Source organism: Tolypothrix sp. VBCCA 56010, from assembly GCF_050875635.1.
Taxonomy (GTDB): Bacteria; Cyanobacteriota; Cyanobacteriia; order Cyanobacteriales; family Nostocaceae; genus Hassallia.
The window spans coordinates 1-12,533 of record NZ_JBPAOH010000018.1 but is presented as its reverse complement, the minus strand read 5'-3'; the positions used below and the strand labels follow the sequence as shown (position 1 = coordinate 12,533).

Genomic DNA, 12,533 nt, shown 5'->3' with positions numbered 1-12,533 from the left:
AACTTATAAGTTTAATCAAGCTAGAGGCTAGTTAACAGATGCTCGACAGCCTAATTTGACACTAAGGGCAATAAAATTTTAGATTTCGGATTTTGGATTTTGGATTAGGTATTGTTAATTGTTAGTTGTGAGTTGTTAGTGGTGAGCCAGTGCGCTATCGCGCTCTGCCGACAGTCACGCAACTGGCGAACCCGAAGGGTTGGGTTAGTCATATTTTCCTAATCCCTAGTCCCCAGTCCGTAATCCCTAGTTTCTTTGTCTCTACATGACTTTTCCCTTTCGTCAACAGTTTCTCTGTTTCCTAGTCAGCATTTTTGGGCTAGCGTCCACAACCCCATCAAAAAGCGCTAACGCTGCTGTTCCAGGTTGTCCCACTCCAGCCCTTGAACGTTTCCAACGCCATAAAGTTGCTTCTGGCGAAACTTTAGCAAGCATAGCCCAGCGCTACAATCTCATGCCAACAACTATTATCGGCATGAATCCAGATTTGCGAAACCGCACCGTAGCCATAGGTAGTGAAATTTTAATTCCTCCCTACGATGGAATTGTCGTGGAAGTGCCTCGCGGACAAAATTGGCGAGAAGTCGCAGCAAAGTATAAAATCCGTGCTGACGCCTTGTTTGAAGTAAATGGCTGTGAAAAGAATCCGAGAGTCGTGTTTGTACCTCAAGGGAATTCATCGCGGAGTCGTCCTGTAACTAATTCCAGCACAGCTAGTAGCACAACTGAGATTAAATTCACTGGGTATCCTTTGCCAGAAAATGCTCGTGTAGCATTACCTTACGGTTGGCAGATTAATCCTTCGACAAATGAAGTTTTCTTTCACAGCGGTGTAGATTTGCAAGCAGCCGTGGGAACTTCAGTAGAAGCGATCGCACCCGGAACCGTAGTCTTTGCTGGCAATCAAGGCACTTACGGCAACTTGGTAATAATTAATCACGCCGGCAAATTACAAAGCCGCTACGCTCATCTGGAAAATATCAAAGTCTCCGTCGGTCAGCAAGTAAAACAGAAAGACGAAATAGGAACCGTAGGTACAACTGGAAAACCTACCTCCACCCAACCCCACCTTCATTTTGAAATACGTTCCAGTTCCGACTTAGGTTGGGTAGCCGAAGATCCAAATCAGTATATGCAGCGTTGACCCTTGTTTTTAAACGCAAAAATTTCCTCCGTGTTTCTCTGGAATTCCTCCGCGTGAATTTGCGTTAAAAAAAGCTAATCACTTCCGTAGATTTAACTACATGCATCCCCGCCGCAGCAAATCGCTCAAACGCCGCATCAGCTTGCTCTGTATAATCCACCACACCACGCACGACAACGGGAGAAGTACAATCTTCCAGCAAATAGATTTTTTTAGCAAGTTTAGCATCTATCTGCTGAATTTCTGTTAACAAATCGTCAATAGTCCAAGCAACGCAGTGACTTTTAGCTTGTCCGGCAATGATGACAGCATCAAACTCTAAAAGTTGTTGAATTAAACGTGTATTCTTTTGAGCAATTGGCTTTTTATCAACACCTGACAAAACCTCTGGACGCAGCACAGAATAATTTTCTGTCAAAGGATTATCACCTTTTATTTCAAATTGCGTTTGACTATCACGAGTAATGCAGTGAAAAAATATCGCTTCCTCGACAGATGAAACTAAAGCATGACCAATACCACCTAACATAGAATGATAAAACCAAACTGTAAGCGGATATTTACCATTTTCAGTTAGTTGTTTCACGTAATGATAGGCGTGTTTTTCTAAAAATTCATAATCGTATCCCAAACTGAAAGCAACTGCGGGGTTAACTTTCCAAATTCCTTTTTCAATGTCTGCTGGAGTGATGCTAGAAGCAGCGGGTGTGGGATGTTCACCTTTAGCGTTCACCCAGAAAATTGGATGGAAAATTTGCATCGCTGTGTGAGTGTCCATCGTTGGTACAATTGTCGTAATTACACCCAAATTGCGATAAATAAATTCACACAATCGCCGATTATCATTAACCGCCCCAGTACCGGATTTGCCACCTACAAATAATTCAAAGTCGGGAATGCAAAAGGTGTTTTGTACATCAATTAAAAGTAGACAAACGCGGCTTTTATCTGTTGATGCGGATTTGATATTGTGTTCTTTAGCCCACGCTTGTGCTTCCGCTGCACGTTGTTGATAAGGTACGCGCCAGACTTCGCTTACTTTTTCCAGGTGATAGTGCGGGGGAATGGGGAGTTGGGTTGTTATTTGGGTGTTCATTATCAAATATGCGCTGATTTTTTCAAGTATTATGATTGCTGAAATTAAAAATTCCGGATTTTTTTTACTAATCGCTTAAAAGCACGAATAAATGTCGGACTCCAAATTAAATTTCTCACTCGTCCAACTCCGCCATCAAATCTGCCATTGAACCACGTCGTATATTACCTTGAGCATAGTCATTCTCTGCTTGTGCAATTTCTTTCAATAATTCATCTCGTCGCTGTTGTTTCAGGCGTTTGCTAATAATATCTACAAGAAGAACTTGAGCTTCTGGATCGAGTGCTTCTACTGCGTCAATTGCTTTTTGAAATATCGAGGTTTTTTCTAGCATGGGTAATTAGACAATATAGTGATAAGTTTACTTTAGCTGGTAGTGGAGGCGATCGCCTTTAACAATTGCAGCAGCAACAGGTAAAAGCCAGATTCTCGGCTGCTCTTATTCATCTCTTCCCCACCACCTAAATTATTTATAATCTTCGCTAGCATGAGTAACAGTGCAATATTTGTTACCTATGGTTAATCATACAGATTTACTTACAAACCTTTACAACGCCTTTAACCCCTTTGAACCTTTACCCGCAGGTGATCCAAAGTATGTAGATTGTCAGCAAGTGCGGGGAGATGCAGATATTTTAAATGAGTTGGGAAATCGGATGCGACTGGCAAATAATAACACTTGCCAATTGTATTCTGGTCATCGGGGTGGAGGGAAATCTACAGAATTGCTGAGGTTAAAGCAATATTTAGAGAATCGGCAATTTTATGTAGTCTATTTTGCCGCTGATGAGGAGGATATAGACTCAGAAGATGCCCAGTATACAGATATTCTCCTCGCCTGTACCCGTCATTTACTCAAAGATTTACAGAAAATTGCTAATCCTCGTCCGGTGCTGAACTGGCTAAAAGACTGCTGGGTAGAATTGAAAGATTTGGCACAGACTCCGATAGAGTTTGAGAGCATGGAAGTTGAAGCGCAACTTTCCCAATTTGCCAAGCTGACAGCAAATTTAAGAGCTGTTCCTGAATTACGTCAACAAATTCGCAAAAAAATTAATCCCCGCACTGTCACTTTAATTAAGGTGTTGAATGAGTTTTTGGCAGATGCAAAAAAGCATTTACCCAACGGCAGCACTCAATTAGCGATAATTGTAGATAACTTAGACCGGATGGTGTTAGTTAAAGATGGAGATAACACCAACCATGAGGAAGTTTTTTTAGACCGCAGCGAACAACTTAAAGCTTTGGATTGCCATTTAATTTACACTGTCCCGATTTCTATGTTGTATTCTAAACGAGCAACAGATATCAGGGATATTTACGGTCAATGTCTGATTTTACCGATGATTATGGTTAAGACTCACAAAGGAGACATTTACGAACCAGGACTGAAGAAAGTTAAAGAAGTAATTAGCAAGCGAGTCCGACAAATTGCACCGGAACTATCACTAGAAAAGGAAATTTTTGACAATCCTCAAACCTTGGAAAGACTGTGTTTGATGAGTGGAGGTCATGTGAGAAATTTGCTATTGTTAACACATGATGCAATTGGACGCAGTGAAGAGTTACCAATTTCTGAAAAAGCGGTGCGACGAGCAGTTACTCAAGCTAGAGATGATTATCGCCGCGCAGTGGAAAATCATCAATGGTGTTTGTTAGCGGAAGTCTCTTGTTCTAAGCGCATCATCAATGATGACCAGTATCGCAGCTTGATGTATAACCGCTGTCTTTTAGAATACCGCTATTTGGATGATGAGGGAGAGATGCAGCGCTGGTATGATATTCATCCACTGATTCAAGGGATTACTGAATTTAAAGAAGCTGTAGCGAAACTGTCATGAAACTCATATTTTGCAATGATACCAACAACCGCCAAGGATTAAAATCCTTGGCTCATAGCAAAAGTCCTCTTAAGAGGACTAAATACTTATTTGATTCACTTTTGAGTCGCTTTAAACCGACTTTAGCTATTAGCCCGGAAATTAATTTCCGGGCGGGATATGGTGCTAATTGAAAATAGCGAAACTTCCATGAACCAAAATTTAAGTGATTGGGATGAAGATTTACCCTCAGAACCAAAAGAAGTTTATCAAGACTTAGTTCGCGCACTGAAGCGTAAAGCAGGATTTGGCTTGTTTTTTGTGCAATGTACACCTACGGAATCAGACAGTTTAATTGCCAAACTTCCGCAGGATATTCCCCAGAAAAAAATTGCAGTTTTGCGCTTTGTCGAGCCAATTGATAATTTATATCAGCGAGTGGCGGAGTTTGTTAAAGACAAGCAAGTTTATATTTTATTGATTAAAGGTCTGGAATATTCCTTATACAAGTATGAACAAAGAACTTTTGGCGAAATAACAGAGGGACAATTCAGCAATTTAGCTAGTGTTCCACCAATTTTAAATCACCTCAATCAACAACGAGAGCGCTTTAGAGACGATTTCCCCTTTTGCTTTGTTTTCCTCTTACGGTCATTTTCGATAAACTATTTAATTCACCGCGCACCAGATTTTTTTGACTGGCGTTCTGGCGTATTTGAATTACCCACAACACCAGAAGTTGTAGAGAAAGAATCATCTCGTCTACTAGATGAAGCCGACTATGAGGAATATTTGAAACTCAGTCAGGAAAAAAAGATAGAGAAAGTACTGGAGATTCAAGACCTTCTGACAGAAAAACATCAGATAGAAAGTCGAAAGGCTAACTTATTACGTGAATTGGGAAGGTTGTTAGATACTGCTAAGGAATATGAAGCAGCTCTCACATCTTTCGACAAAGCTTTAGAAATTAAACCAGACTACCACTATGCTTGGTACAGCCGGGGCAATGCGCTATATGATTTAGAACGCTACGAAGAGGCGATCGCATCTTACGATAAAGCTTTAGAAATTCAACCAGACTACCACTATGCTTGGAACAACCGAGGTATTGCGCTAAGGGATTTAGAACGCTACGAAGAGGCGATCGCATCTTACGATAAAGCTTTAGAAATTCAACCAGACTACTACTATGCTTGGGATAACCGGGGGTATGCACTGAGAAAATTAAAACGCTACGAAGAGGCGATCGCATCTTACGACAAAGCTTTAGAAATTCAACCAGACGACTACGATACTTGGGATAACCGGGGGTATGCACTGAGAGAATTAAAACGCTACGAGGATGCGATCGCATCTTACGACAAAGCTTTAGAAATTAAACCAGACTACCACGAAGCTTGGGACAGGCGGGGGGATGCACTGAGAGAATTAAAACGCTACGAGGATGCGATCGCATCTTGTGATAAAGCTTTAGAAATTAAACCAGACTACCACTATGCTTGGGACAGGCGGGGGGATGCACTGGTGAAATTAGAACGCTACGAAGAGGCGATCGCATCTTATGACCAAGCTTTGAAACTTAAGCCAGATGATTACTATGCCTGGTATTGGCGAGGTGATGCGCTACGAAATTTAGGAAACTTTGAGCAGGCGATCGCATCTTATGACCAAGTACTGAAAGTAAGACCTGATAATCATAGTGCATGGCATTACAGGGGAAATGCATTAAGTAATTTACAACGGTATGAAGAGGCAGTTGCTAGTTACAAAAAAGCACAAGAGATAGACTCCAGTTGTGTTGCTGGGTGGAATGATTGGGGCAACGCATTATGGAATTTAGGACGCTTTGAGCAGGCGATCGCATCTTACGATAAAGCTTTAGAAATTAAACCAGACTACCACTATGCTTGGGATAACCGGGGGGATGCACTGGTAAAATTAGAACGCTACGAAGAGGCGATCGCATCTTATGACCAAGCTTTAAAACTTAAGCCAGATGATTACTATGCCTGGTATTGGCGAGGTGATGCGCTACGAAATTTAGGAAACTTTGAGCAGGCGATCGTATCTTACGATAAAGCTTTAGAAATTAAACCAGACGACCACTATGCTTGGAACAACCGGGGTAATGCGCTGTTAAATTTAGGACGCTACGAAGAGGCGATCGCATCTTACGATAAAGCTTTAGAAATTCAACCAAATGACCACCTAGCTTGGTTGTACCGTGGAGCCGCATTAATAAAATTAGGTCGCTGGAGAAAAGGAAATGCCAGCATACAGAAAGCTTATGAAATCAACCCTGACTTTGCTAACGCTCAGTTTAAAGCCAACATAAGGCAAATTATCACCAGTGTCTTGCAAAAATTGGGATTGCAAAAATTAATTCCTACTTTTACAGGCTTCTTGAGGCTGATTGGTTTTAGGCGCTGATTTAAAGAATCTACCATCAAAGAGAGGTACATCAGATGTTAGAAACAATGAATTTTGAAAAAGCAGTATTAGATAATTTGCGAATCCTCCCAAATGACAAGCAACAGGAAGTACTTGATTTTGTCAAATTTTTAGTGCAAAAAGCAGGACAGATAAAGCAGGTAAGCGAATTATCAGATTCTAGTGTTTCATCAACAACCCAAGATAAAAAACAGTTATCTTTGCAAGAAATTGCTAGACTTACTGTAGAAGAACGCCACAAACTACTAGCACCTTATATAGCTGCAACAGCTGAAGATTTTTTAAACGACCCAGAAGTGAGAGAGTTTTCTGTTAACGATTCAGAATTTCTTGATGGATATGATTTCAGCAAAGCAGTAAGGGGAAAATATCATGAAAAATATCGCAGCTACCAGGGCAAAATACCAGTGAATATTACATCTAATGACGGCGATAGATATGTCACCTTACGCACAGTGAAAGTAGAAGCTATTGTCACACCTGATGGCAAACTGACAGTACAGCTTGATGGTGATATAATGCCAGGTGAATACCGAGTCACGCTGATAATTGAAGAACCCGCAACTCCAAATACAGAACAAACATCCTTAGAAAATGAGCGATCGCACTTGGAATAGCAATGCCAAATAAAAGTGTAAACGCGTAGCGGTTTGCCGTAAGGCATCAGAAGCTAGCACCGATAAACTTTAGATAAAACTAGGTAAAAACTATGAAAGCGTTAGAAATTACTGGAACGGTTAACGCCAAAGGTGAATTGCATTTAGATCAACCATTACCTGTAAAACAAACTGGTCGCGTTCGTGTTATTCTTCTATTTCCCGAAGCAGAAGATATAGATGAAAATGAATGGCTAAAAGCCGCAGCTACTAATCCAGTTTTTGCCTTCCTCCACGATCCAGAGGAAGACATCTACACTTTAGAAGATGGAAAACCACTGAACAATGAAAGGTAAAGTTGTTTTAGTCAAGTTTCCATTTGATGATTTATCCTCTTCCAAGGTGCGTCCTGCTGTTTATCTAACTAATGCTGTGGGAGCGAATCAACACATTATTCTGGCTCTAATTACCAGTCGGATTCCTGCGGATTTGCTGGACACTGACTTTGTTCTCGATATTAACCATCCCGACTTTGCCAGTAGTGGTTTGCATAAACCCTCTACCATCCGGTTGGATCATTTGATAACACTTCGCAAATCAATTATCCAGCGCGAACTAGGTACATTGTCACCAGATACACAAGCTGAAATTGTTAACAAATTGTATAATATGCTGAACCAGTAATCAAAGCTTAAAAACCATCGCATCCCCCAAAAGTAAGAGTTTGATGAAAAAACAGTGTTGTAAAATAGACATAGAAGGATTCGGGGGACCATATTACTGGTCATAAACGCCTATAGAGACTATCTTTGGTAATCTCCAAGGACTAAAATCCAGCCAGCTAAAGCAACTAGCTAGGCTGTATCACCAGCGCATACCGGGCGATCGCTTAACTACGCCCGAATTTTCCCAGCGACTGGCAGCAATTAGTACAGAAATTAATCAAGCCGTGTGTGCCTACCTCAATCGTCGCGGACAAGTCATCCGCGTCGGGGTAGGTTCACCGCGTCAAACGCAAATCCCACTGCTGGAATTGCCCCGCTACGGTGCAGAACGACTCAGCGGTATTCGTTGTATCTCCACTCATCTCAAGTCAGAACCGCCCAACGAAGCGGCGCTGACATCGATGGCACTACAACGCCTAGATGCTTTAGTTGTGCTAAATATAACCGGAACGGGATTTCAAAAGCGGGGTGGTGGCGTTACTGGGTACGTCAAAGAAGCTTATTTAGCGCACCTGACGGCTCAATCCCGCGTAGCGATCGCAAGTCCGGCTTCACTTACAGCATCGAGCAATATCCCATCTCCAAGTTGGAATATATCACCGCCCCTCAGCTTAGACGTGCTGACAAACCAAGATTTTCTCGACTTGGTGGAAGCATTAGAAGCAGACTTCAGGCGGGAATTTGTTGCTCAAGAAGTAGATGCCGATCGCGATAGCGTTTTGATTGTCGGTGTATTCACTGATGATACCACACCTCAACAATTCCAAGATACATTAGCGGAATTGGCACGGTTGGTCGATACCGCCGGGGGAGACGTATTGCAGACAGTGCAACAAAAGCGATCGCGCATTCATCCGCAAACAGTAGTCGGCGAAGGAAAAGTGCAAGAAATTGCCCTCACCGCCCAAACCATCGGCGCAAATCTCGTCGTCTTTGACCGCGACCTCTCACCCGCCCAAGTCCGTAACTTAGAATTACAAATTGGTGTCCGGGTAGTTGACCGCACCGAAGTTATTTTAGATATCTTTGCCCAACGCGCTCAGTCTCGTGCAGGTAAATTGCAAGTAGAACTGGCGCAGTTAGAATATATGCTGCCGCGACTTACAGGTAGAGGTCAGGCAATGTCTAGGTTGGGTGGTGGTATTGGTACTCGCGGTCCTGGTGAAACTAAACTAGAAACCGAACGCCGTGGTATTGGAAGGCGCATTTCTCGACTACAACAAGAAGTCAATCAACTGCAAGCACATCGATCGCGACTGCGGCAAAAGCGACAACATCGTGAAGTTCCTTCAGTGGCTTTGGTTGGTTATACCAACGCGGGCAAGTCTACCTTGCTCAATGCCCTAACTAATGCGGAAATTTACACGGCTGACCAGCTATTTGCCACACTCGACCCGACCACACGCCGGCTAATCATTCCCCATGCTGATACAGGTGAAACTCAGGAAATTCTGCTGACAGATACAGTCGGATTTATCCACGAACTGCCTGCATCATTAATGGATGCCTTCCGCGCTACTTTAGAGGAAGTTACAGAAGCTGATGCTTTACTGCATTTAGTAGATTTGTCACATCCTGCTTGGTTGAGTCATATTCGCGCCGTTAGAGAAATTTTAGCAGCAATGCCAGTGACTCCAGGACCTGCGCTGGTTGCTTTTAACAAAATAGACCAAGTGGATAGTGAAACTTTAGCTTTAGCTCAAGAAGAGTTTCCCTTAGCGGTATTTATTTCCGCAAGCGATCGCCTGGGATTAGAAACTCTCCGCCAGCGTCTTGCTCTACTAATTGAATACGCCACTTCTTCTCGGTAAATACTGAAAAGAACTTATTAACTTTAAGTTAAAAAATTCCGTAGTCAATAAAACTACGGAGTTTTGCTATTTATAACGAAAAATATTTTTACTCCACTAAACTGTCATACGTTTATGTAGAAATTAGTCATGACAAACTTCCACTAAACATGCTAGAACCAATGGTTACTGGGTACATAAATAAGCGGGCTAAATTAAACATAAAATATTCTTTTAATTCGTAGTGAGCGGTTTACCGCTCAAATCTTTGGTTTTAAGTGCCTCTATTCCTTACTACTAAGAAGCACGTTTATTTCTGCCCATCTACTTAACAAACATTTTAACATTGAGGCTTGATATTAGCCTTTCAACCTTACTGTTAACAACAGTCCCAGCTATCAACATTCAAAAACAGGCAACTTTTATGCAATCAGCTTTGCAGCAGCTTGAATCCCAAGAAATCAAAGTTAAACTTCTTTTATCTGGAGGACACGAATACACCGTTTATTTTAAATCAGATGCACCTGTACTCCATAATCTTTTAACAACTGTTGTGGCTCGTGCCTATAAGCAAGAATCTGCTTATCATGGTTTATTTCAAATTCCCATGAATGAAGGTAGTTCTGTTTTGTCTTTTCCTAGCGAACACCTTATAGGTATGGTGACAGAACCACCGATTTTAGTACAACAAATAGAGTAAGTAAAATTTTCAAAGGTAAAATGTTTACCTTTTGATTATATAAAAATCACTTCAGCCAGTAAAAACACTGTATATTACTCTTCTAATTGTTCAACTTAAGGCAAGGTGTCTGCCTTTCCTTATTTATTTCATGCTTATATAGATAGCTTTATAACTATTACACATCTTCTACTCTTATACTTAGTAATTATACAATCTGACATCCTGAGTAGCCGTAATTCATGAATTACCACGACTCTACAATAAGCTTTTTAATTATTTTTACGTAAGTCTTAATACTAAATCCATACATTTCAAAAGCTACTTGCTTTATATAAATTAATTTTTTATATTTTTATAATTATGTACTGAAGCTGAATTTCAATACTTTAGGGAAAAGGTAACTAAATAATACCCATAGTTTAATACTTCAAGCAAAACAGCTATTTTCTAGAAGATTACAACTTAATATTGAAAGCAAACATTAGTAGTTTTACTTAAGTATTATCCAAAAAAGAGTTCGGTAAAAATACTTTTATCTTAGACTAATTCATAAGATAATATTTTATCTTTTCCTAAATTAAATTTTGAATGAAGCCGTTAAAAACTCATAGACGTTCGATATTTTTTATGTCAATTTGTATTCAGCAACTGATTGTTGCAATTGTGACTTTAAGAAAATTGTATAGCTATAAACTCAAAGGAGTTTAATCAAAATGTCTCAAGCGTATTCAAAGAAAGTATTAGGTTATATAAGCTGTGGTTTGTCGTCATTAGCTGTGGTGATAGCGTCGCAAATGCCTAGGGCAGACGCAATAACTTTCACAGGTTCATCGGGCACTAATTTAGCTGCATCAGCAGATTTTCAGTTAAACGGCGACACCTTGACAGTGAGGTTAACCAATACTAGCTCCAACGATGTCTCGGCTCAGGGAGATTTGCTAACAGGCATTTTCTTCAATGCGTCTAAGTCCTTAAATCTCCAGAGCGCAACGCTAGGCTTAGGTGCAAATGTCTACCAAAACGGTTCTGTTGTTGGCACACAGCCTAAGGATGTATCAGTTAGTAGCTTAAAAGGTGGTTGGCAGTACAACTCGAATATTAGTAATTCCAGCCTAGCAAATATAAATCAAGGTATTGGTACAGCAGGCTTTGGCATCTTTAACGGTAATCTAACTGGTGACGGCAATCAATTTGATTACGGGATTTTGAGTGCTAGTTCAAATCTGACTACCAACGCCAATAAGCCAGTTCAACAAACTTCTTTGATTCAAAACTCCATACTATTCACATTTACGGGAGCTTCTGGATTAACCGAATCTAGCTTCAGTAATGTTTTGTTCCAATACGGTACAAACCTAAGTGAAGCTCACTTTGCCGGATCAACTTTGGCAGATGCAACAGCAGCGCTAGACAAAGCAACAGCAGCAGTAGCAACAACCGCGAAAGATTTGACGGATAAAACCGCAGCTGAAACAGCAGCGAAACAAGCAGTTGACAAAGCAGCAGCTGAAACAGCAACGGCAGAAGCAGCGGCAAAAGCAGCGAAAGCAGCAGTTGATAAAGCAGCAGCTGATAAAGCAACGGCGGAAGCAGCAGCAACAACGGCGAAAGACACAGCAGACAAAGCTGCTAAAGACGCAGCAGATAAAGCTAACGCGAAAGAATTGGCGGACAAAGCTGCTAAAGACGCAGCAGCAGCAAAAGACGCAGCAGACAATGCTCTAAAAGACGCAGAAAAAGTCCTAAAAAAAGCGACTGGGTTGGGCATAGTTAATGCACAAGATGCGGTAAACAAAGCTACCAAAGACGTAGCAGATAAAGTTAAGGCGAAAGATGCGGCAGACAAAGCTGCACAAGACGCAGCAGATAAAGCTAAGGCAGCGAAAGATACGGCAGATAACGCTGCACAAGACGCAGCAGATAAAGCTAAGGCAGCGAAAGATTGCACAGACAAAGCAACGGTAACAAAAGCCTCTGCGGAAAAAGCTGCCCAAGAGCTAGCTGACAAACAGGCTGCTGAGAAAGCGGCAGTAGATAAAGCCACGAAAGCCTCTGCGGAAAAAGCGTCAGCGGAAGTAGCAGCAAAAGAAGCTAAAGAATGTGCTGACAAGGCTGCCAAGGAGAAAGCTGAGAAGGAAGCTGCTGACAAGGCTGCCAAGGAGAAAGCTGAGAAGGAAGCTGCTGACAAGGCTGCCAAGGAGAAAGCTGAGAAGGAAGCTGCTGACAAGG

General features: G+C 41.5%; 12 protein-coding genes. 9 read left to right on the top strand and 3 right to left on the bottom strand.

The window, feature by feature from the left end:
- Positions 1 to 265: 265 nt before the first annotated feature.
- Complete coding sequence (locus AABK37_RS08720) at positions 266 to 1,144, top strand: LysM peptidoglycan-binding domain-containing M23 family metallopeptidase (protein WP_432551187.1); 879 nt, start codon at positions 266 to 268, stop codon at positions 1,142 to 1,144.
- A gap of 64 nt (positions 1,145 to 1,208) precedes the next feature.
- Here AABK37_RS08720 and AABK37_RS08715 read toward each other — a convergent pair whose 3' ends face one another.
- The 3 genes from AABK37_RS08715 to AABK37_RS08705 form a co-directional block, all read right to left on the bottom strand.
- Positions 1,209 to 2,240 (bottom strand): isochorismatase, encoded by a 1,032-nt coding sequence (locus tag AABK37_RS08715; RefSeq protein ID WP_432551186.1) that lies wholly within the window; start codon positions 2,238 to 2,240, stop codon positions 1,209 to 1,211.
- A gap of 115 nt (positions 2,241 to 2,355) precedes the next feature.
- Positions 2,356 to 2,574 (bottom strand): hypothetical protein, encoded by a 219-nt coding sequence (locus tag AABK37_RS08710; protein ID WP_432551185.1) that lies wholly within the window; start codon positions 2,572 to 2,574, stop codon positions 2,356 to 2,358.
- A 32-nt stretch (positions 2,575 to 2,606) separates the two neighbouring features.
- On the bottom strand, positions 2,607 to 2,729 hold the full coding sequence (locus AABK37_RS08705; protein WP_432551184.1) for a hypothetical protein: 123 nt from the start codon (positions 2,727 to 2,729) through the stop codon (positions 2,607 to 2,609).
- A 26-nt stretch (positions 2,730 to 2,755) separates the two neighbouring features.
- On the opposite strand from AABK37_RS08705, the gene AABK37_RS08700 reads away from it, so the two are divergent.
- From AABK37_RS08700 to AABK37_RS08665, 8 genes are all read left to right on the top strand, one after another.
- Positions 2,756 to 4,081: an ATP-binding protein gene (locus AABK37_RS08700; RefSeq protein WP_432551183.1), complete on the top strand. Its 1,326-nt coding sequence runs from the start codon at positions 2,756 to 2,758 to the stop codon at positions 4,079 to 4,081.
- A 189-nt stretch (positions 4,082 to 4,270) separates the two neighbouring features.
- A complete protein-coding gene (locus AABK37_RS08695; RefSeq protein WP_432551182.1) occupies positions 4,271 to 6,490 on the top strand; it encodes a tetratricopeptide repeat protein in 2,220 nt (739 codons plus the stop codon).
- Positions 6,491 to 6,525: 35 nt separating this feature from the next.
- Positions 6,526 to 7,128, top strand: a complete 603-nt coding sequence (locus AABK37_RS08690) for a DUF2281 domain-containing protein (RefSeq protein WP_432551181.1) — start codon at positions 6,526 to 6,528, stop codon at positions 7,126 to 7,128.
- Between the two features lie 92 nt (positions 7,129 to 7,220).
- The gene (locus tag AABK37_RS08685) at positions 7,221 to 7,463 is read left to right on the top strand and encodes a hypothetical protein (protein WP_432551180.1); all 243 of its coding nucleotides are present in this window, start codon (positions 7,221 to 7,223) and stop codon (positions 7,461 to 7,463) included.
- On the top strand, positions 7,453 to 7,791 hold the full coding sequence (locus tag AABK37_RS08680; RefSeq protein ID WP_432551179.1) for a type II toxin-antitoxin system PemK/MazF family toxin: 339 nt from the start codon (positions 7,453 to 7,455) through the stop codon (positions 7,789 to 7,791). Before AABK37_RS08685 ends, AABK37_RS08680 begins: the two co-directional genes overlap by 11 nt.
- A gap of 112 nt (positions 7,792 to 7,903) precedes the next feature.
- Positions 7,904 to 9,643, top strand: coding sequence for a GTPase HflX (gene hflX / locus AABK37_RS08675; RefSeq protein WP_432551242.1), 1,740 nt, complete (start codon positions 7,904 to 7,906; stop codon positions 9,641 to 9,643).
- A gap of 403 nt (positions 9,644 to 10,046) precedes the next feature.
- Positions 10,047 to 10,322 carry a hypothetical protein gene (locus tag AABK37_RS08670; RefSeq protein ID WP_432551178.1) on the top strand — a complete coding sequence of 92 codons (276 nt, stop codon included), beginning with the start codon at positions 10,047 to 10,049 and terminating at the stop codon, positions 10,320 to 10,322.
- Between the two features lie 695 nt (positions 10,323 to 11,017).
- On the top strand, positions 11,018 to 12,533 hold a 1,516-nt coding region (locus tag AABK37_RS08665; protein WP_432551177.1), incomplete at its 3' end, for an XDD4 family exosortase-dependent surface protein.

What these genes read in the sequence shown, in the direction of transcription:
- AABK37_RS08695 (WP_432551182.1), top strand. Translation starts at nt 4,271, where the DNA reads ATGAACCAAAATTTAAGTGATTGGGATGAAGATTTACCCTCAGAACCA.
- AABK37_RS08670 (WP_432551178.1), top strand. Translation starts at nt 10,047, where the DNA reads ATGCAATCAGCTTTGCAGCAGCTTGAATCCCAAGAAATCAAAGTTAAA.
- AABK37_RS08690 (WP_432551181.1), top strand. Translation starts at nt 6,526, where the DNA reads ATGTTAGAAACAATGAATTTTGAAAAAGCAGTATTAGATAATTTGCGA.
- AABK37_RS08715 (WP_432551186.1), bottom strand. Translation starts at nt 2,240, where the DNA reads ATGAACACCCAAATAACAACCCAACTCCCCATTCCCCCGCACTATCAC.
- AABK37_RS08720 (WP_432551187.1), top strand. Translation starts at nt 266, where the DNA reads ATGACTTTTCCCTTTCGTCAACAGTTTCTCTGTTTCCTAGTCAGCATT.
- AABK37_RS08700 (WP_432551183.1), top strand. Translation starts at nt 2,756, where the DNA reads ATGGTTAATCATACAGATTTACTTACAAACCTTTACAACGCCTTTAAC.
- AABK37_RS08710 (WP_432551185.1), bottom strand. Translation starts at nt 2,574, where the DNA reads ATGCTAGAAAAAACCTCGATATTTCAAAAAGCAATTGACGCAGTAGAA.
- AABK37_RS08685 (WP_432551180.1), top strand. Translation starts at nt 7,221, where the DNA reads ATGAAAGCGTTAGAAATTACTGGAACGGTTAACGCCAAAGGTGAATTG.
- AABK37_RS08680 (WP_432551179.1), top strand. Translation starts at nt 7,453, where the DNA reads ATGAAAGGTAAAGTTGTTTTAGTCAAGTTTCCATTTGATGATTTATCC.
- AABK37_RS08705 (WP_432551184.1), bottom strand. Translation starts at nt 2,729, where the DNA reads ATGCTAGCGAAGATTATAAATAATTTAGGTGGTGGGGAAGAGATGAAT.